The sequence below is a fragment of the Streptomyces sp. NPDC002776 genome, from assembly GCF_053592195.1.
Genome location: NZ_JBSFVG010000002.1, coordinates 107,605 through 124,702, shown reverse-complemented (window position 1 = coordinate 124,702; position 17,098 = coordinate 107,605). Strand labels below are relative to the sequence as shown.

At 71.5% G+C, this 17,098-nt stretch carries 15 protein-coding genes; all 15 read left to right on the top strand.

The features are described from left to right. Positions 1-114 precede the first annotated feature (114 nt). The 15 genes from ACWD11_RS04680 to ACWD11_RS04610 all read left to right on the top strand — a co-directional run bounded on the left by ACWD11_RS04680 (position 115) and on the right by ACWD11_RS04610 (position 17,090). Complete coding sequence (locus tag ACWD11_RS04680; RefSeq protein WP_451281281.1) at positions 115-1,065, top strand: 5-dehydro-4-deoxyglucarate dehydratase; 951 nt, start codon at positions 115-117, stop codon at positions 1,063-1,065. After that, positions 1,062-2,219, top strand: a complete 1,158-nt coding sequence (locus tag ACWD11_RS04675; RefSeq protein WP_451281279.1) for a hypothetical protein — start codon at positions 1,062-1,064, stop codon at positions 2,217-2,219. The genes ACWD11_RS04680 and ACWD11_RS04675 overlap by 4 nt, the downstream gene beginning before the upstream one ends. Positions 2,220-2,716: 497 nt before the next feature. Next, the gene (locus ACWD11_RS04670) at positions 2,717-3,304 is read left to right on the top strand and encodes a TIGR03086 family metal-binding protein (RefSeq protein ID WP_451281277.1); all 588 of its coding nucleotides are present in this window, start codon (positions 2,717-2,719) and stop codon (positions 3,302-3,304) included. 413 nt (positions 3,305-3,717) lie between these two features. Then, a complete protein-coding gene (locus tag ACWD11_RS04665) occupies positions 3,718-4,374 on the top strand; it encodes a GntR family transcriptional regulator (RefSeq protein ID WP_389418753.1) in 657 nt (218 codons plus the stop codon). Beyond that, complete coding sequence (locus tag ACWD11_RS04660) at positions 4,371-5,282, top strand: dihydrodipicolinate synthase family protein (protein ID WP_389418754.1); 912 nt, start codon at positions 4,371-4,373, stop codon at positions 5,280-5,282. The genes ACWD11_RS04665 and ACWD11_RS04660 overlap by 4 nt, the downstream gene beginning before the upstream one ends. Continuing rightward, positions 5,279-7,000, top strand: a complete 1,722-nt coding sequence (gene araD / locus ACWD11_RS04655) for an L-arabinonate dehydratase (RefSeq protein ID WP_451281275.1) — start codon at positions 5,279-5,281, stop codon at positions 6,998-7,000. The genes ACWD11_RS04660 and araD overlap by 4 nt, the downstream gene beginning before the upstream one ends. An 82-nt stretch (positions 7,001-7,082) precedes the next feature. Then, a complete protein-coding gene (locus ACWD11_RS04650; protein WP_389418756.1) occupies positions 7,083-8,018 on the top strand; it encodes a carbohydrate ABC transporter permease in 936 nt (311 codons plus the stop codon). Next, on the top strand, positions 8,015-8,908 hold the full coding sequence (locus ACWD11_RS04645; RefSeq protein ID WP_389418757.1) for a carbohydrate ABC transporter permease: 894 nt from the start codon (positions 8,015-8,017) through the stop codon (positions 8,906-8,908). The genes ACWD11_RS04650 and ACWD11_RS04645 overlap by 4 nt, the downstream gene beginning before the upstream one ends. After that, positions 8,905-10,188: a pectate lyase family protein gene (locus tag ACWD11_RS04640; RefSeq protein WP_451281273.1), complete on the top strand. Its 1,284-nt coding sequence runs from the start codon at positions 8,905-8,907 to the stop codon at positions 10,186-10,188. The genes ACWD11_RS04645 and ACWD11_RS04640 overlap by 4 nt, the downstream gene beginning before the upstream one ends. Further along, positions 10,185-11,342, top strand: a complete 1,158-nt coding sequence (locus ACWD11_RS04635) for a Gfo/Idh/MocA family protein (RefSeq protein WP_451281271.1) — start codon at positions 10,185-10,187, stop codon at positions 11,340-11,342. The genes ACWD11_RS04640 and ACWD11_RS04635 overlap by 4 nt, the downstream gene beginning before the upstream one ends. Then, positions 11,342-12,187: a DUF6807 domain-containing protein gene (locus ACWD11_RS04630; protein ID WP_451281857.1), complete on the top strand. Its 846-nt coding sequence runs from the start codon at positions 11,342-11,344 to the stop codon at positions 12,185-12,187. The genes ACWD11_RS04635 and ACWD11_RS04630 overlap by 1 nt, the downstream gene beginning before the upstream one ends. After that, a complete protein-coding gene (locus ACWD11_RS04625; RefSeq protein WP_451281269.1) occupies positions 12,184-13,686 on the top strand; it encodes a family 43 glycosylhydrolase in 1,503 nt (500 codons plus the stop codon). Before ACWD11_RS04630 ends, ACWD11_RS04625 begins: the two co-directional genes overlap by 4 nt. Before the next feature lie 33 nt (positions 13,687-13,719). Continuing rightward, positions 13,720-14,781 carry a pectate lyase family protein gene (locus tag ACWD11_RS04620; protein ID WP_451281267.1) on the top strand — a complete coding sequence of 354 codons (1,062 nt, stop codon included), beginning with the start codon at positions 13,720-13,722 and terminating at the stop codon, positions 14,779-14,781. A gap of 70 nt (positions 14,782-14,851) precedes the next feature. Then, a complete protein-coding gene (locus ACWD11_RS04615; protein WP_389418762.1) occupies positions 14,852-16,195 on the top strand; it encodes an ABC transporter substrate-binding protein in 1,344 nt (447 codons plus the stop codon). A gap of 106 nt (positions 16,196-16,301) precedes the next feature. Further along, positions 16,302-17,090 carry a rhamnogalacturonan acetylesterase gene (locus ACWD11_RS04610; RefSeq protein ID WP_389418763.1) on the top strand — a complete coding sequence of 263 codons (789 nt, stop codon included), beginning with the start codon at positions 16,302-16,304 and terminating at the stop codon, positions 17,088-17,090. Positions 17,091-17,098: the final 8 nt, after the last annotated feature.

Sequence of the window (17,098 nt, the reverse complement as noted above, 5' to 3'; positions counted from 1 at the left end):
AAGCTATGGATCATCACCCCGCCTCGTCAAGAGTGGCGGAGCAGGTGTTCATAAACATAAACTCCGATCAGAAACCTGCACATCGTCGTGACCGACCCGTTCTAGGGAGAGCCTGTGACGCCAGCCGACCTCGCCGCTCGACTCGGCCTCCCCAGCGGGCCGCTGTTCTTCCCCGTCACCGCCTACGGCCCCCAGGGCGCCGTCGATCCCGACGTCTACCGCGAGCATGTGCGCCGGGGAGTGGAGGCCGGGGCCGCCGCCGTCTTCGCCTGCTGCGGGACCGGGGAGTTCCACGCGCTGACGCCCGAGGAGTACCAGGAGTGCGTACGGGCGGCCGTGGAGGTGACGGCGGGGCGGGTTCCCGTCGTCGCGGGCACCGGATACGGCACCGCGCTCGCCGTGCGGTACGCGCGGCTCGCCGAGGCGGCCGGCGCCGACGGGCTGCTCGCCATGCCGCCGTATCTCGTGCTCGCCGCACAGGAGGGGCTGCTGCGGCACTATCGGGAGGTCGCCGCGGCCACCGCGCTGCCCGTGATCGTCTACCAGCGCGACAACGCCGTGTTCACGCCGCAGACGGTCGTCGAGCTCGCCCGCACGGACGGGATCATCGGGTTCAAGGACGGACTCGGCGACCTGGACCTCATGCAGCGGACCGTCAGTGCCCTGCGCACCGACGTCCCCGGCGACTTCCTCTGCTTCAACGGACTGCCCACCGCCGAGCTGACCCAGCTCGCGTACCGCTCCCTCGGCGTCACGCTCTACTCGTCGGCCGTGTTCTGCTTCGCCCCGGAGATCGCCCTCACCTTCCATCAGGCGCTGCACCACGGCGACGAGGCCACCGCCCGCCGCCTCCTGGACGGCTTCTACCGGCCGTTCACCGAACTGCGCGCCCAGGGCCGCGGGTACGCCGTCGCGCTCGTCAAGGCGGGCGTCCGGCTGCGCGGCCTCGACGTGGGGGAGGTCCGGCCGCCGCTGCACGAGCCGGGCGAGGATCATGTCAAGCAGCTCGCGCTGCTGATCGAGCGCGGGTACGCGCTGCTCGACGACGAGGAGGACGGCAAGTGAAGGCGTCGGCGTTCGTCTACCCCTGGGACGTCAACGGAGACCCGGAGGCGGCCGGGCGGATCGCCGCCCTCGGCGTCGGACAGGTGACGCTGGCCTCCGCCTACCACTCCACGCGCGCGCTCACCCCCCGCCACCCGCGTCACCGCATCGTCACGGCCGAACACGCCGCCGTGCTCTACCCGGCGGACGCGCGCTGGGACGGCCGGGAACTGCGCCCCTACGCGGCCGGGGACTGGGCGCCCGGGGACGCCTACGGCGAGGCGGCGGCCGCGCTCGCGGAAACCGGCCTGGAGGTGCACACCTGGGTCGTGCTCGCGCACAACTCCCGCCTCGGCGCCGAGCATCCGCACACCTCGGTGGTCAACGCCTATGGTGACCGCTACCCGTGGGCCCCGTGCATCGCACAGCCCGCCACGCGCGCGTACCTGACCGACCTGGCCGCCGAGGCGGCGGTACGGCCCGGCGTGCGCGGCACCGAACTGGAGTCCCTCGGCTGGTACGGCCTCGCCCATCTGCACGCCCACGACAAGACCGGCGGCGTCGGCCTGGGGGAGGCCGGGCAGTACCTGATGTCGCTCTGCTTCTGCCCGGCCTGCCGTCAGGGTTACGGCGACCGGGGCCTGGACGCCGACGAGTTGGCGGCGGCCGTCCGGGCCGCGCTGGAGCCGCTGTGGCGGGGCGTGGCCGCCGACGAGGGGTGGGCGGGCGTCGAGAAGCTGCTCGGGGAGGGCCAGGCGGCCGCCACGCGCGCGTGGCGCGACGAGACGGCCCGCACGCTCCAGGAGGCAGTCGTCGCCGCGGTCCGTGCCGCGGCGCCGGCCGGGTTCCAGGTGCTGCTGCACGCCGATCCCGTGTCCTACCACTGCGGGGCGAACGCCGGTGTGGATCCCGCGCACATCCTGTCGGTCGCCGACGGTGTGGTCGTGCCCTGTACCGGCGGCCCCGATCCGCTGACGCCGTTCGCCGAGCAGGGGCGCGGGGTGCTGGCCGCCAACTTCACCGTGGTCTCCGGAATGGGCGGCAGCCCGGGCACCCTCGCCGCGGACGCGGCACGCGCGCGTGCGCTCGGGGCGACGGAACTGCGGCTGTACCACGCGGGTCTGGCGTCCGACGGGGACCTGGAACTGGTGCGGTCGGCGCTCGCCGAGGGCTGACGGGCGTCCGGGTGGCGCTCGCCGAGGGCTGACGGGCGTCCGGGTGGCGCTCGCCGGGGGCTGACGGGCGTCCGGGTGGCGCTCGCCGGGGGCTGACGGGCGTCCGGGTGGCGGTGGTTCGCGGCGGGGTGGGTGTCCGGGGGCGGTGGTCCCGGCGGGGCGGGAGGCGGTGGTCCGCGACGGGGTGGGGCGTCCGGGCGGCGGCGGTCCCGGCGGTGGTGCGTTCGGGTGGCGGTGGTCCCGGTGGGGTGGGGTGTCCGGGTGGCGGCGGTCCCGGCGGGGGAGCGTTCGGGCGGTGGCGGTCCCGGCAGGGGGAGGTGTCCGGGCGGCAGTGGTTCGCGGAGGGGTGGAGGGTTCGGGCGGAGGTGGTCCCGGCGGGTGAGGGCTCGCGGGCTCCGTCGTCGCGGGAGCTGTTTCCTCGGGTACGGGCGATGAGTTTCCGGGGTCAAGGTGGTCCACCCTTCATGACCGCCGCGCAGACCCCGAGGAGCAGCCCCATGACGGACTCGATCATCGACCTGGGACCCCAGACCCAGATCCTCGCCCGCCTCGCCGAGGGCGTGACCGACGAACAGTTGACGGACCCGACACCGTGCCCGGACCTGAGGGTCCGCAACCTGCTGGGCCATCTGCTGGGCCTGAGCATCGCCTTCCGCGACGCCGGCCGCAAGAACCTCGGCGCCACGACCGACACCCCGCCCACCGCCTCCCTCCCCGACATCGGCCCCGGCTGGCGCGAGGAGCTCCCGAAGGTCCTGGACGAACTCGCCGGGGCCTGGCGCGACCCGGCCGCGTGGACCGGGATGACCCGGGCGGGCGGCGTCGACCTGCCCGGCGACGTCGCCGGTGCCGTGGCCATCGACGAACTGGTCGTCCACGGCTGGGACCTGGCCCGCGCCACGGGGCAGCCGTACGCCCCCGACCCGGCCGCCCTGGAGGCCGCCCACGACTTCCTCCTCGCCTCGAAGGACGACCCCGGCCGCGGCGAGATCTTCGGCCCGATCGTCTCCGTACCGCAGGACGCCCCACTTCTCGACCGGGCGATGGGCCTGAGCGGGCGGGATCCGCACTGGACGCGGCCGTAACCGAAGGCGGTGAGCGGGGCGGCGATCGAGCCGCCCCGCAGGTCCCTCACGGGTACCACGCGGTTGCAGCGGCACACGGACCAGCTCGGGCTCCACGCCGCCCGGACAGCGCACCTGCACTCCGACGACCCTCCCGGTCTCGGCTTACCCCGATCGGGCCGCGCCCCCCGCCGCCGCGTGCTCACGCGGCATCGACCGACATCGCGAAGGCGAACCGGTTCATGTGACTCGTGCGGCCTCGGCCTTCGTCGGCGCACCGCCACGCCAGGCCCGGAGTCACCCACTCCGTCCGAACGCAACTTCGACTTTCTTTGTCGGAAGCATTGACGAAACACAGGGGCGCTCCTACCTTCAACGCGTCGTACTTCGTACGTCATATATGAGACGCGATATGTGAGATCCGAGAGGCGCGCATGACCTCTGTGCCCACGCCGATCCCCTCCCGCACGCAGTACGTGCTGGAGGAGATCAAACGCCGTATCCTCACCGGCCAGTTGACCCCCGGCCAGGCCCTGGTGGAGACCGAGCTGGCCGCGCAGTTCGGGGTCTCCAAGACCCCGGTGCGCGAGGCGCTCAAGACGCTCGCCGGGACCGGGCTCGTCGTGATGAACCAGTACAAGGGCGTCACGGTGCGCATGGTGGACGCGGACATGGCGCGCGAGGTCTACGACGTGCGGCTGCTCCTGGAGCCCGAGGCGCTGAAGCGGGCCGTCCGCCGGGGCGCCTCCCTCGACGCCGCCCGCGACGCCCTGACCCGGGCGGACCAGGCCACCGACACCGCCGAACGCTCCCTGGCCAACCGGGAGTTCCACCGCGCCCTGTACCTGCCCTGCGGCAACCCGCTGCTCGGCCGGATGCTCGACGAGGTCCGGGACCAGGCCGCCCTCGTCTCCGCCGTCGCCTGGGCCGCCTCGCCCTCCTGGGAGCGGGAGGCCGGTGAGCACGAGGAGATCCTGCGGCTCGCCCTCGGCGGCGACGCGGACGGCGCGGCGCGCGCCCTGCACGCCCACATCGCGTCCTTCGTCGAGCGGGCGTTTCCCGGCGCCGCCAACCAGGAAGGTCAGGAATGAGCAGCGAGACGTTCGAGACCCAGCGGGCGGCCCTGGCCGACGTGGTGTCGATCCCGGTGACCCCGTTCGCCGAGGACGGCAGCATCGACCAGGACGTCCACCGGGCCCTGCTGCGTCGACTGCTCGACGGGGGGATCCGGACCCTGACCCCCAACGGCAACACCGGTGAGTTCTACGCCCTCAGCCCCCAGGAGCGCCGCCTCGTCACCGAGCTCACCGTCGACGAGGCCGGCGACCGCGCCGTGATCCTCGTCGGCGTCGGCCACGACGTGCCCACCGCGATCGCCTCCGCCCGGCACGCCCGGGAACTGGGCGCCGCCATGGTGATGGTCCACCAGCCCGTCCACCCCTACGTCTCGCAGGACGGCTGGGTCGACTACCACCGGGCCATCGCCGAGGCCGTGCCCGAGCTGGGCGTGGTCCCGTACATCCGCAACGCCCAGCTCACCGGCGCCCGGCTCGCCGAACTCGCCGACTCCTGCCCGAACGTGATCGGCGTCAAGTACGCCGTCCCGGACGCCGCCAGGTTCGCGGCCTTCGCCCGGGACGCGGGGCTCGACCGGTTCGTCTGGGTCGCCGGGCTCGCCGAGCCGTACGCCCCCTCCTACTTCTCGGCGGGCGCCACCGGCTTCACCTCCGGGCTGGTGAACGTCGCCCCGGCCGTGTCGCTGAACATGATCGAGGCGCTGCGGTCCGGTGACTACCCGGCCGCGATGAAGGTCTGGGAGCAGATCCGCCGCTTCGAGGAACTGCGGGCTGCCAGTGGCTCCGCCAACAACGTCACCGTGGTGAAGGAGGCCCTCGCCTCCCTCGGCCTGTGCCGCCGGGACGTCCGCCCGCCGAGCAGGCAGCTGCCCGAGAGCGAGCGCGCCGAGGTCGCCGCCATCGCCGCCGGATGGTCCATATGAAGGCGCCGGAGGAGCTCAGAAGCCACCAGTGGTACGGCACCGAGGGCCAGTTGCGGACCTGGTCGCACAACGCCCGGATGCGCCAGCTGGGGTACGAGGCGGAGGAGTACCGGGGCCGCCCGGTGATCGCCGTGCTCAACACCTGGTCCGACATCAACCCCTGCCACGTCCATCTGCGTGAGCGCGCCGAGGCGGTCAAGCGGGGCGTGTGGCAGGCCGGGGGCTTCCCGCTCGAGTTCCCGGTCGCCACGCTCTCGGAGACCTACCAGAAGCCCACCCCGATGCTCTACCGCAACCTCCTCGCCATGGAGACGGAGGAGCTGCTGCGGTCGTATCCGATCGACGCGGCGGTGCTGCTCGGCGGCTGCGACAAGTCGACGCCGGCGCTGCTCATGGGCGCGGCCTCGGCCGACGTCCCCTCGCTCTTCGTGCCCGCGGGGCCGATGCTGCCGGGGCACTGGCGGGGGGAGACCCTCGGCTCCGGCACCGACATGTGGAAGTACTGGGACGAGCACCGCGCCGGCAATCTGACCGACTGCGAACTGCGGGAACTCCAGGGCGGGTTGGCCCGCTCCCCGGGTCACTGCATGACCATGGGGACCGCGTCCACGATGACCGCGGCGGCCGAAGCCCTCGGCATGACGCTGCCGGGCGCCTCCTCGATCCCGGCGGTCGACTCCGCGCACGAGCGGATGGCCGCCGCCTCCGGGCGCCGCGCCGTGCACCTCGCCTGGAGCGGGCTGCTTCCGTCGGCGATCCTGACCCGCGCGGCCTTCGAGGACGCCGTCACCACGGTGCTCGGCCTGGGCGGCTCCACCAACGCGGTCATCCATCTGATCGCGATGGCCGGCCGCTGCCAGGTCCCGCTCACCCTGGACGACTTCGACCGCATCGCGCGTACCGTGCCGGTGCTCGCCAACGTCCGTCCCGGCGGCCGGACGTACCTCATGGAGGACTTCTACTTCGCCGGGGGCCTGCCCGGGTTCCTGTCGCGGATCACCGATCTGCTGCACCTGGACCGGCCGACCGTCAACGGCACCCTCCGGGAGCAGATCGCGGGCGCCGTCGTCCACGACGACGACGTCATCCGCACCCGTGACAACCCGGTCGCGAGCGAGGGCGGGGTCGCCGTGCTGCGCGGCAACCTCTGCCCGGACGGCGCCGTCATCAAGCACATCACCGCCGAGCCGCACCTGCTCAAGCACACCGGCCCCGCCGTCGTCTTCGACGACTACCGGACCATGCAGCGGACCATCAACGACCCGTCGCTGGACATCACCGCCGACAGCGTGCTGGTGCTGCGCAACGCCGGGCCCAAGGGCGGCCCCGGCATGCCCGAGTACGGCATGCTGCCCATCCCGGACCACCTGCTCAAGCAGGGCGTACGGGACATGGTGCGGATCTCCGACGCCCGGATGAGCGGCACCAGTTACGGCGCCTGCGTCCTGCACGTGGCGCCCGAGTCGTACGTCGGCGGCCCGCTGGCCCTGGTGCGCACCGGGGACTCCATCACCCTGGACGTCGAGGCGCGCACCCTGCAACTCCACGTGGACGACGAGGAGCTGGCCCGCCGCCGGGAGCGGTGGACGGCACCGCCCGCGCGCTACGAGCGCGGCTACGGCGCCCTCTACAACGAACAGATCACCCAGGCAGACACCGGCTGCGACTTCGAGTTCCTGGCCCGTCCGGGCACGGTGCGCGACCCCTACGCCGGCTGAACCACCCCTTCGACCACCGCCCTCTTCGGTCGAGACCCCGAACAGTGATCGGAAAGCGCTTCACCGAGAACGGAGAACAGTCATGGCCCAAGCCGCAGCCGTGGCGAAACCGCCCGCGCCACCGAGGCGGCGCCGTGCCTCCGCCACCCCGCGCAGGCTCCCCTATCTGCTGATCGCCCCGGCCGCCCTGCTCATGCTGGGCTTCATCGCCTACCCGGTGATCAGCGTCTTCTACTACAGCCTGCAGCACTACAACCCCACCAAACCGTGGCGCAACGGCTACGCGGGCTTCGACAACTTCGTCCACGCCTTCACCGAGGACCCGCTGTTCTGGGACACGCTGGTCTTCAGCGCCAAGTGGGTCTTCGTCGAGGTCGGACTCCAGCTGCTGTTCGGACTCGCGCTCGCCCTCATCGTCAACCAGACCTTCGTCGGCCGGGGACTGGGCCGCGCGATGGTCTTCTCCCCCTGGGCCGTCTCCGGAGTGCTGACCTCCGCGATCTGGGTGCTGCTCTACAACTCCCAGACGGGCATCACCCGTTACCTCGCGGACATGGGCATCGGCACCTACGGCACCAGCTGGCTGTCGGACACCTCCACCGTCTTCCCGGCGGCGATCATCGCCGACCTGTGGCGCGGTGTCCCCTTCTTCGCGATCCTCATCCTCGCCGACCTGCAGTCCGTCTCGAAGGACCTGTACGAGGCCGCCGAGGTCGACGGGGCCGGCCGGCTCAAGCAGTTCTGGCACATCACGCTGCCCCATCTGAAGGACGCCATCATCCTGTCCACGCTGCTGCGCGCGGTGTGGGAGTTCAACAACGTCGACCTGCTCTACACCCTCACCGGCGGCGGACCCGCGGGCGAGACCACGACACTCCCGCTCTACATCGCCAACACCAGCGTCGACGCCCACAACTTCGGCTACGCGTCGGCCCTGACCACGGTGGCGTTCGTGATCCTGCTCTTCTGCTCGATGGTCTATCTGCGGCTGAGCAAGTTCGGAGGCGACAGCAAGTGAGCATCAAGGAAGCCATCCCGGTCGTGCCCGCCGCCCGCCGGACCCCGCCGCCGCCCCGCTCCACCAGCAAGCACCGCGCCTGGGACGAGGCCCCGCGCTGGCAGATCTATCTCCCGCTCGGCATCTATCTGCTCTTCACCCTGATCCCCTTCTACTGGATCCTGCTCTTCGCGCTCCGCCCGGCCGGATCCACCTCGCTCGTGCCCTGGCCGGTCACCTTCGACCACTTCGAGAAGGTCTGGAACGAGCGGAGCTTCGGCACCTACTTCCAGAACAGCGTCCTGGTCGGCGTCGCCACCCTGGTGATGACGACCGTCGTCGCCCTGGCCGGCGGTTACGCCCTCGCCCGGTTCGACTTCAAGATCAAGCGGGCGTTCATGCTCGCCCTGCTCTGCTCGCAATTCGTGCCGGGCGCGCTGCTGCTGGTGCCGCTGTTCGAGATCTTCGCCGAACTCCAGATGATCAACTCGCTGATCAGCGTCATCCTCGCGGAGACCGTCTTCCAGCTGCCGCTGTCGATGATCCTGATCAGCAACTTCATCAAGAACGTGCCGTACTCCCTGGAGGAGGCCGCCTGGGTGGACGGCTGCGGACGGATGCGGGCCTTCCGGGTCGTCGTGCTGCCGCTGCTGCGGCCCGGCCTGATCGCCGTCGGCTCCTTCGCCTTCGTGCACTCCTGGAACCACTTCCTGTTCGCCCTGATGTTCCTCAACAACCAGGACAAGCAGACCATCCCGGTCGGCCTCAACACCCTGATGAGCGCCGACAGCGTCGACCTCGGCGCGCTCGCGGCGGGCGGCATCATCGCGGCCGTACCCGTGGTGCTGGTGTTCGCCTTCATCCAGAAGTGGCTGATCACCGGCTTCAGCGCGGGGGCGGTGAAGGGATGAGACGGCACCGGTTCATCGTCCCGCTCGCCCTGCTGGGCCTGCTGGGCTTCCCCGCGCACGCCGAGGGCCGCGACCTCGGCCGCGACACCCTGCCCGCCGGTGACGGCTGGGCGTCCCACGGCACCGGCACCACCGGAGGCGCCGCCGCCGACGACGCCCAGGTGTTCACGGTGACCGACCGCGCCGGACTCGTCCGTGCCCTCGACGGCGGCAGCGACACCCCGAAGATCATCAAAATCGCGGGGACGATCGACGCCAACACCGACGACGACGGCGAGCACCTGGACTGCGCCGACTACGCCACCGACGGCTACGACCTGAAGCGGTACCTCGCCGCCTACGACCCCCGCACCTGGGGCTCCGCCAAGCCCAGCGGCCCTCAGGAGCAGGCCCGCCAGGCCTCCGCCGCCCGGCAGGCCGAGCGCGTCGAACTGGCCGTCGGCTCCCACACCACGATCGTCGGCCTCGGCGACAAGGCGGTCCTGAAGGGCGCCAGTCTCCAGATCAAGGACGCCACCAATGTCATCGTCCGCAACCTCGAACTGCGCGACGCCTACGACTGCTTCCCCGTCTGGCAGCCCAACTCCGGCGGCCTCGGCGACTGGAAGACGGCCTACGACAACCTCTGGCTGCGCGGCGCCACGCACGTCTGGGTCGACCATGTGACGTTCACCGACAAGGGCCGGCCCGACTCCGCCGAACCCACCCACTTCGGCCGCACCTACCTGCGCCACGACGGCCTGCTCGACATCACAGGCGGCTCCGACCTGGTCACCGTCTCCTGGAGCCGGTTCGCCGGCCACGACAAGGCGATGCTCATCGGCAACGGCGACACCGCCACCGGCGACCGGGGCAAGCTCCGGGTCACCCTGCACCACAACGCGTTCGAGTCCGTCGTCCAGCGGGCACCGCGCGTCCGCTTCGGGCAGGTGCACGTCTACAACAACCGGTACGTCGTCGAGGACGGCCACCGGTACGCGATCGGCGTCGGCACCGAGTCCGCCCTGTACGTCCAGAACAACGCCTTCACCACCCCGGGCCATGTCGAGGTCGCCGACCTGGTCAAGAGCTGGAACGGCAGCGCCCTGCACGACGAGGGCACCCTCTTCAACGGCTTCCCCGTCGACCTGCGCACGACCTACAACGCCTACAACTCCGGCAGCGAGCGCGACCTCACGGCCGACGTCGGCTGGACACCTGCCCTGCACACAAAGATCGACAGCGCCGCGGCGGCCGACCGAGCGGTGGCACGCGGCGCGGGCGCGGGGAGGATCCCATGAGCACCGTGGACATCGTCCTGGCGGGCGCGCGCGGCCACGGCCGCTGGCATCTGGAGAACATCCGCCGGCTCCAGGACAAGGGCGTCGTCCGGCTGGCCGGCATCTGCGAGCTGATCCCGCTGACCGCCCAGGAACTCCCCGAGGGACTCGGCACGCCCGAGCAGTCCGCCGACTTCGGTGCTCTCCTGGACTCCACCGGCGCCCGCGTCGCGGTGATCTGCACCCCGATCCCGACCCACACGGACCTCGCCCTGGAAGCCGCCCGGCGCGGCGTGCACCTCCTGCTGGAGAAGCCGCCCGCTCCGTCCTTCGCCGAGTTCCGGCGCATGGCCGAGGGGGTCGCCGAGGCCGGGGTCGCCTGCCAGATCGGGTTCCAGTCGCTCGGTTCGCAGGCGGTGCCCGCGATCCGGCGGATGATCGCCGAGGGCACCATCGGCGAGCCGGCCGGCATCGGCGGAGCCGGCGCCTGGGCCCGCGCCGAGTCCTACTACCGGCGCGCGCCCTGGGCCGGCAAGCGCCGCCTGAACGGCGTCGAGGTGATCGACGGCGTGCTGACCAACCCGCTCGCGCACGCCGTCGCCACCGCCCTGGCGCTCGGCGGCACGACCCGCGCCGAGCACGTCACCGACGTCGAGACCGAACTGCTGCGCGCCAACGACATCGAGGCCGACGACACCTCCTGCGTCCGCGTCGCCACCGCCCAGGGTCACTCGGTCACCGTCGCCGCCACCCTGTGCGCCGAGCACCCCGCCGAGCCGTATGTCGTGGTGCACGGCAGCAGCGGCCGGATCACCTTCTGGTACAAGCAGGACCGGGTGCTGCTCCAGCGCGCGGGCCACGGCCCCGAGGAGTCCGAGTACGGCCGCACCGACCTGCTGGAGAACCTGGTCCGGCATCTCACCGACGGCGAGGACCTGCTGGTCACCCCGGAGGAGACCGGCGCCTTCATGAAGGTCGTCGAGGCGGTCCGGCGGGCCCCCGACCCCGCTCCGCTGCCCGCCGGGTCCTGGCACCTGCTGCCCGACGAACAGCGCCGGGTGGTCCCCGGCATCGACGGCCTGGTCACGGCCGCCGCCGACACCCTCGCCCTCTACTCCGAGCTGGGCGCCCCCTGGGCGCTGCCGCACGGACTCCGCACAGAGGTGAGCACATGATGACGACCCACGACACCCCCGTCCTGCGGGTCGCGGGCCGCCCGGTCGGCCGGTACGTCACCCGGCCCGAACTGCCGGAACGGCTCTCCCCACGCCCGTATCTGCACCCGGTCACCACCCTGGCCGGCACGGCGGTCACCGAGCTGGGCCCCGCCGACCACACCCACCACCTCGGCGTCGGTGTCGCCGTTCCCGACGTCGAGGGGCACAACTTCTGGGGCGGGCGCACCTTCGTCCGCGACCAGGGGCCGACCGAGCTGGACAACCACGGCGCCCAGCGCCACGTGGGCTTCCCGCTGCGCGACCCCGACGGCTTCGTCGAGGAGCTGCGCTGGATGGCCGCCGGCACCGAACTGCTGCGCGAGCGCCGTAGCGTCGCGGCCACCGGACTCACCGACTCCGCCTGGGCGCTGGACTTCACCTTCTCCCTCACCAACGCCACCCCGGCCACCCTGACCATCGGCAGCCCGGCCACCAACGGACGCCCCGGCGCGGCCTACGGCGGCTTCTTCTGGCGGGCCCGCAAGGAGGCCTCCGCTCCCGACGTCCTCACTCCCGACGCCGAGGGCGAGGAGCGGGCGCACGGCAGCCGCGCCGACTGGGTCGCCCTCGTCGGCTCCTGCTGGACGCTGGTGTTCGCGGGAGCCACCGAACGGACCCGCCAGGACCCGTGGTTCGTACGGACCGTCGAGTACCCGGGGGTCGGTTCCTCGCTCGCCCACCGCGACCGGCTGCCGGTCACCCCCGGCGACACCGTCGTGCGCCGGATCGTCACCGTGGTCGCCGACGGCCGCCTGGACCGGGAAGCGGCGGCGGCCCTCGTCAAGAAGGCGGTGAGCCAGTGACGACGTACACGAACCCGATCCTCGACGCGGACTGGTCCGACCCGGACGTGCTGCGTGTCGGCGACGACTTCTACCTGACCGCCTCCAGCTTCGGCCGCGTCCCCGGACTGCCGCTGCTGCACTCCCGCGACCTGGTCAACTGGACCCTGGTCGGGCACGCCCTGGACCGCCTGGAACCGGCGGCCGAGTTCCGCACCCCACGGCACGACTGCGGGGTCTGGGCACCCTCCCTGCGCCATCACGCCGGCCGCTTCTGGATCTTCTGGGGCGACCCCGACCAGGGCATCTACCAGGTCAACGCCCCCGCGATCCGCGGCCCGTGGAGCCGCCCGCACCTGCTCAAGGCGGGCAAGGGCCTGATCGACCCCTGTCCGCTGTGGGACGAGGAGACCGGCGAGGCCTATCTGGTGCACGCCTGGGCCAAGTCCCGCTCCGGCGTCAAGAACCGGCTCACCGGCCACCGGATGCACCCCGACGGCACCGAACTCCTCGACGAGGGCAAGGTCATCGTCGACGGCGACCGCATCCCCGGCTGGTTCACCCTGGAGGGCCCCAAGCTCTACCGGCACGACGGCTGGTTCTGGATCCTCGCCCCCGCCGGGGGAGTGGAGACCGGCTGGCAGGGCGCCTTCCGCTCCCGCGGCTTCTTCGGCCCGTACGAGGAGAAGATCGTCCTCGAACAGAAGGACACCGGCGTCAACGGCCCCCACCAGGGCGGCTGGGTGCGCACCCGGTCCGGCGAGGACTGGTTCGTCCACTTCCAGCAGCGCGGCGCCTACGGCCGGGTCGTGCACCTCCAGCCGATGCGCTGGGGCCCCGACGGCTGGCCGGCGCTCGGCGCCGACGGCGCCCCCGTCGCCGTGCACCGCAGGCCCGACCTGCCGCCGCAGCCGCCCGCCGCGCCCGCCACCGACGACGACTTCCCCGGCGGCCGGCACGGCCGGCAGTGGCAGTGGACGGCCAATCCCCGCGAGGGCTGGTCCACCCAGCACTCCGCGGACGGGCTCCGGCTCACCTGCGTCCGCTCGGCCGACGCGCACGACCTGCGCAAACTGCCGAACGTCCTCACCCAGCGGCTGCCCGGCAGGCCGGCCACCGTCGAGGTCGGCCTGCGCCTGGACAGCGAGGAGCCGGGGGCGCGGGCCGGGCTCGCGGTCCTCGGGGACGCGTTCGGCTGGATCGGCCTGCAGCGCGGCACCGACGGCAGCGTCCACCTCGTCCACCGCTTCGCCGAGGCCGTCGCCGAACGCGAACGCGACGCGGGCCACCCCCGCCCGGCCCCCGAGGGCCGCGCCCGGCTGCGGATCGAGATCACCTCCGGCGCCCGCTGCCGCTTCCTGTACGACGTCGGGGACGGCTGGACGCCGTCCGGTCCCGTCTTCGCCGCCACGCCCTGGCGCTGGGTCGGCGCCCTGCTCGGCCTGTTCGCCCTCGCGCCCACCGGCCAGGGGCACGCCGGGGCGGCGACCTTCACGCACTTCACGGTCACCGCCTCGTAACCCACCTCCTCCGTACGCCTGTTGGGAGCCGCAATGACGCACCTCCGTGGCAAGCGCTTGCCCGGGGCGGGCAGCACCCTGGCCGCCGTCCTGGGACTGGTCGCCGCCCTCGGGCTGGGGGCGGTCGGCGAGGCGGACGCCGGGTCCGCCCCCGGCGCGGCGGCCGACCGCTTCGCCGACCGCCCGCACGGGTTCGCCTCCCTGGCGGGGGGCACCTCCGGCGGGTCCGGCGGCAAGGTCGTCACGGTCACCGACCAGGCGTCGCTGGCCAGGTACGCGGCGGCGGCCGAGCCGTACGTCATCCGCGTCCGGGGCACGATCACCGCCGAGCCGTTCGGGGCGGTCATCGAGGTCGCTTCCGACAAGACCATCGTCGGGGCCGGCCGCAGCGGCGAGCTGGTCCAGGGCGAGCTGCACCTCGCTCCCGGCACCCACAACGTGATCATCCGCAATCTGACGATCCGTGACTCGGCGGTCGAGGGCGACTGGGACTGCAAGAACACCGACTTCGACGGCATCCAGATGGACACCGTCCACCACGTCTGGGTCGACCACAACCGCTTCTCGAACATCTGCGACGGACAGCTCGACATCCGCAAGGACAGCGAGTACGTGACCGTCTCCTACAACCGGTTCGAGAACAACAACAAGACCTTCGGCCTCGGTTGGACCACCAACCTCAGGACCCAGATCACCATCGACCACAACTGGTTCGCCCACACCAAGCAGCGCAACCCGTCCGTGGACAACGCCGCCTACGCGCATCTGTACAACAACTACCTGACCGCGCAGGCGGATCCGGGCGACCCGGTGTGGACCTACGGCAACTGGTCCCGCGGCCGGACCCGGATGGTCATCGAGAACAGCTACTACCAGGACGTCCAGCACCCCTACCAGGCCGACGCCACGGCCGAGCTGGTGCAGCGCGGATCGATCCTGAGGAACACCACCGGACGCCATGACACCCGGGGCGCCGCCTTCGAGCCGCGGGAGTTCTACGACTACCGGCTCGACCCGGCCGCCGCCGTGCCCGCGCTGGTGCAGCGCTTCTCGGGGCCGCAGGAGCACATCGGCCGGGCCCGCCCCGCCCAATGACCCCACTCATCGCCCCCACTGACCCCCACCACCGCATGTCCCGCAGGATCCAGAAGAAGAGAGCCGACCAATGAAGATCAGCATCCGTAGAAGCAGGCGCGCCGCCATAGCCGTCGCCCTGGGCTCCGTGCTCGCCCTGACCGCCACCGCCTGCGGCGACGACGGCAGTGGCAGCGGCGGGGACAAGGGTTCCGAGGGCTCCGGCAAGGGCGAGATCGTCTTCTGGGACAACAACGGCGGTGTGCGCACCGACATCTGGAAGGAGATCATCGCCGACTTCGAGAAGGCGAACCCCGACATCGACGTCGAGTACGTCCCGATCGCCGCCACCGAGGTGCAGTCCAAGTACGACACCGCCATCCAGGGCGGCGGACTGCCCGACGTCGGCGGTGTCGGCGCGGCGATGCTCGCCGGGATCGCCGCGCAGGACGCGCTGGAGCCCGTGGAGACCCGGCTCGCCGAGTCCGCCCTGAACGGCAAGCTCAACGAGGACATGGTCGAGTCGGTGAAGGTGGCCGGCGGCTCCGAGGAGCACATGTACTCCATCCCCACCTCCGCCAACAACGGCGTTCTGTACTACCGGACCGACCTGTTCAAGAAGGCCGGCCTGGAGGAGCCGACGAGCTGGGACGCCTTCTACGAGGCCGCCGAGAAGCTCACGGACTCGGGCAAGAACGAGTTCGGGTACACCATCCGCGGTGGCGCGGGGTCGATCGCGCAGGCGCTGGACGTGATGTACGGACAGAGCGGGATCACCTCGTTCTGGGAGGGCGACAAGACCACCGTCAACGACCCGAAGAACGTGGAGGCGCTGGAGAAGTACGCGGGCCTCTACAAGAAGGTCACTCCGGCCGCCGACCTCAACAACGACTTCACCAAGATGGTCGCCCAGTGGGACTCCGGCACCATCGGCATGCTCCACCACAACCTGGGCTCCTACCAGGACCATGTGAAGGCGCTCGGGGTCGACAAGTTCCGCGGCATCCCGCAGCCGGTCGGCTCCACCGGCAAGCGGGTCCAGGTGTCCAACCCGGTGGACGGGCTGGGCCTGTTCAAGAGCTCCAAGAACAAGGACGCGGCCTGGAAGTTCATCGAGTTCGCGGCGTCGCACGAGGCGAACTCGAAGTGGAACGAGTCGGCGGGTGCGATTCCGTCGAACACGGAGGCGGCGAAGGACGCGTGGATCAGTGAGGCGGAGCCCACGAAGCTGGCCGCCGCCTCGTTGAACGACGGGTCCACGACCATCGTTCAGCTTCCCTACTACCTGCCGGACTGGAACACCATTTCCAAGGCCGACAACGAGCCGAACTTCCAGAAGGTGCTGCTCGGGAAGATGAGCGCGAAGGACTTCCTGGACACGATCGCCGAGCAGCTCAATGCGGCTCAGGCCGAGTGGAACGAGCAGAAGTCCTGACAACCCGGGGGTCGTTGAGCGTGGGGGGCTGCCGGTCGGTTGTGGCCGGTCGCGCAGTTCCCCGCGCCCCTGAGGAGTCCCCTTCCGTTGCCTGTAAGGAGATGGTGTGTCACTTTCCCGTAGGCAGGTCGCCGGTGCTGTCGTCGCCGCCGTGCCTCTCGGCTTCGGTACGGCTCACGCCGGTGAGCGGCGCGGGCGTACCGTCTTCATCGCCGGGGATTCCACCGCCGCCCAGAAATACGCGGACGCCGCGCCCGAGACCGGGTGGGGAATGGCTCTTCCCTTCTTTCTCCACAAAGGGCTCGCTGTCGCCAATCACGCGGTGAACGGGCGCAGTTCGAAGAGTTTCGTCGACGAGGGCCGGCTCGATGTCGTTCTCGGGGCCATCCGGCCCGGGGACCTGCTGGTGATCCAGTTCGCGCACAACGACGAGAAGGCCACGGACCCGGCGCGCTACACCGAGCCCTGGACGACGTACCAGGACTATCTGCGGCTGTACATCGAGGGTGCCCGTTCCCGGGGTGCCCGGCCCGTGCTCGCCACCGCGGTGGAGCGGCGGCGGTTCGACGCTCAGGGCAACGCCCGGCCCAGCCACGGCGACTACCCGGCCGCCATGCGCTCGCTCGCCGAGGAGGAGCGGGTCCCCCTGCTCGACATCCAGGCGCGGTCGCTGGAGTTGTGGCAGTCGCTGGGGGCCGAGGAGACCAAGAAGTACTTCAACTGGACCGCCACCGAGCAGGACAACACCCACTTCAACCCGCCCGGGGCCATCGAGGTGGCGCGGCTCGTGGCGCGGGAGTCGCTGCGGACGCGGGTGTTGCGTCCGCAGGATCTGCGGCGGCTGGACGAGGTGATCCCGCAGTCCTGGATCACCTGGCCGGACGCCGCTGCCTGACCGTACCT

Coding starts and splice junctions, on each gene's coding strand:
- ACWD11_RS04665 (WP_389418753.1), top strand. CDS start 3,718: ATGACCTCTGTGCCCACGCCGATCCCCTCCCGCACGCAGTACGTGCTG.
- araD (WP_451281275.1), top strand. CDS start 5,279: ATGAAGGCGCCGGAGGAGCTCAGAAGCCACCAGTGGTACGGCACCGAG.
- ACWD11_RS04660 (WP_389418754.1), top strand. CDS start 4,371: ATGAGCAGCGAGACGTTCGAGACCCAGCGGGCGGCCCTGGCCGACGTG.
- ACWD11_RS04635 (WP_451281271.1), top strand. CDS start 10,185: ATGAGCACCGTGGACATCGTCCTGGCGGGCGCGCGCGGCCACGGCCGC.
- ACWD11_RS04630 (WP_451281857.1), top strand. CDS start 11,342: ATGACGACCCACGACACCCCCGTCCTGCGGGTCGCGGGCCGCCCGGTC.
- ACWD11_RS04670 (WP_451281277.1), top strand. CDS start 2,717: ATGACGGACTCGATCATCGACCTGGGACCCCAGACCCAGATCCTCGCC.
- ACWD11_RS04640 (WP_451281273.1), top strand. CDS start 8,905: ATGAGACGGCACCGGTTCATCGTCCCGCTCGCCCTGCTGGGCCTGCTG.
- ACWD11_RS04650 (WP_389418756.1), top strand. CDS start 7,083: ATGGCCCAAGCCGCAGCCGTGGCGAAACCGCCCGCGCCACCGAGGCGG.
- ACWD11_RS04620 (WP_451281267.1), top strand. CDS start 13,720: ATGACGCACCTCCGTGGCAAGCGCTTGCCCGGGGCGGGCAGCACCCTG.
- ACWD11_RS04615 (WP_389418762.1), top strand. CDS start 14,852: ATGAAGATCAGCATCCGTAGAAGCAGGCGCGCCGCCATAGCCGTCGCC.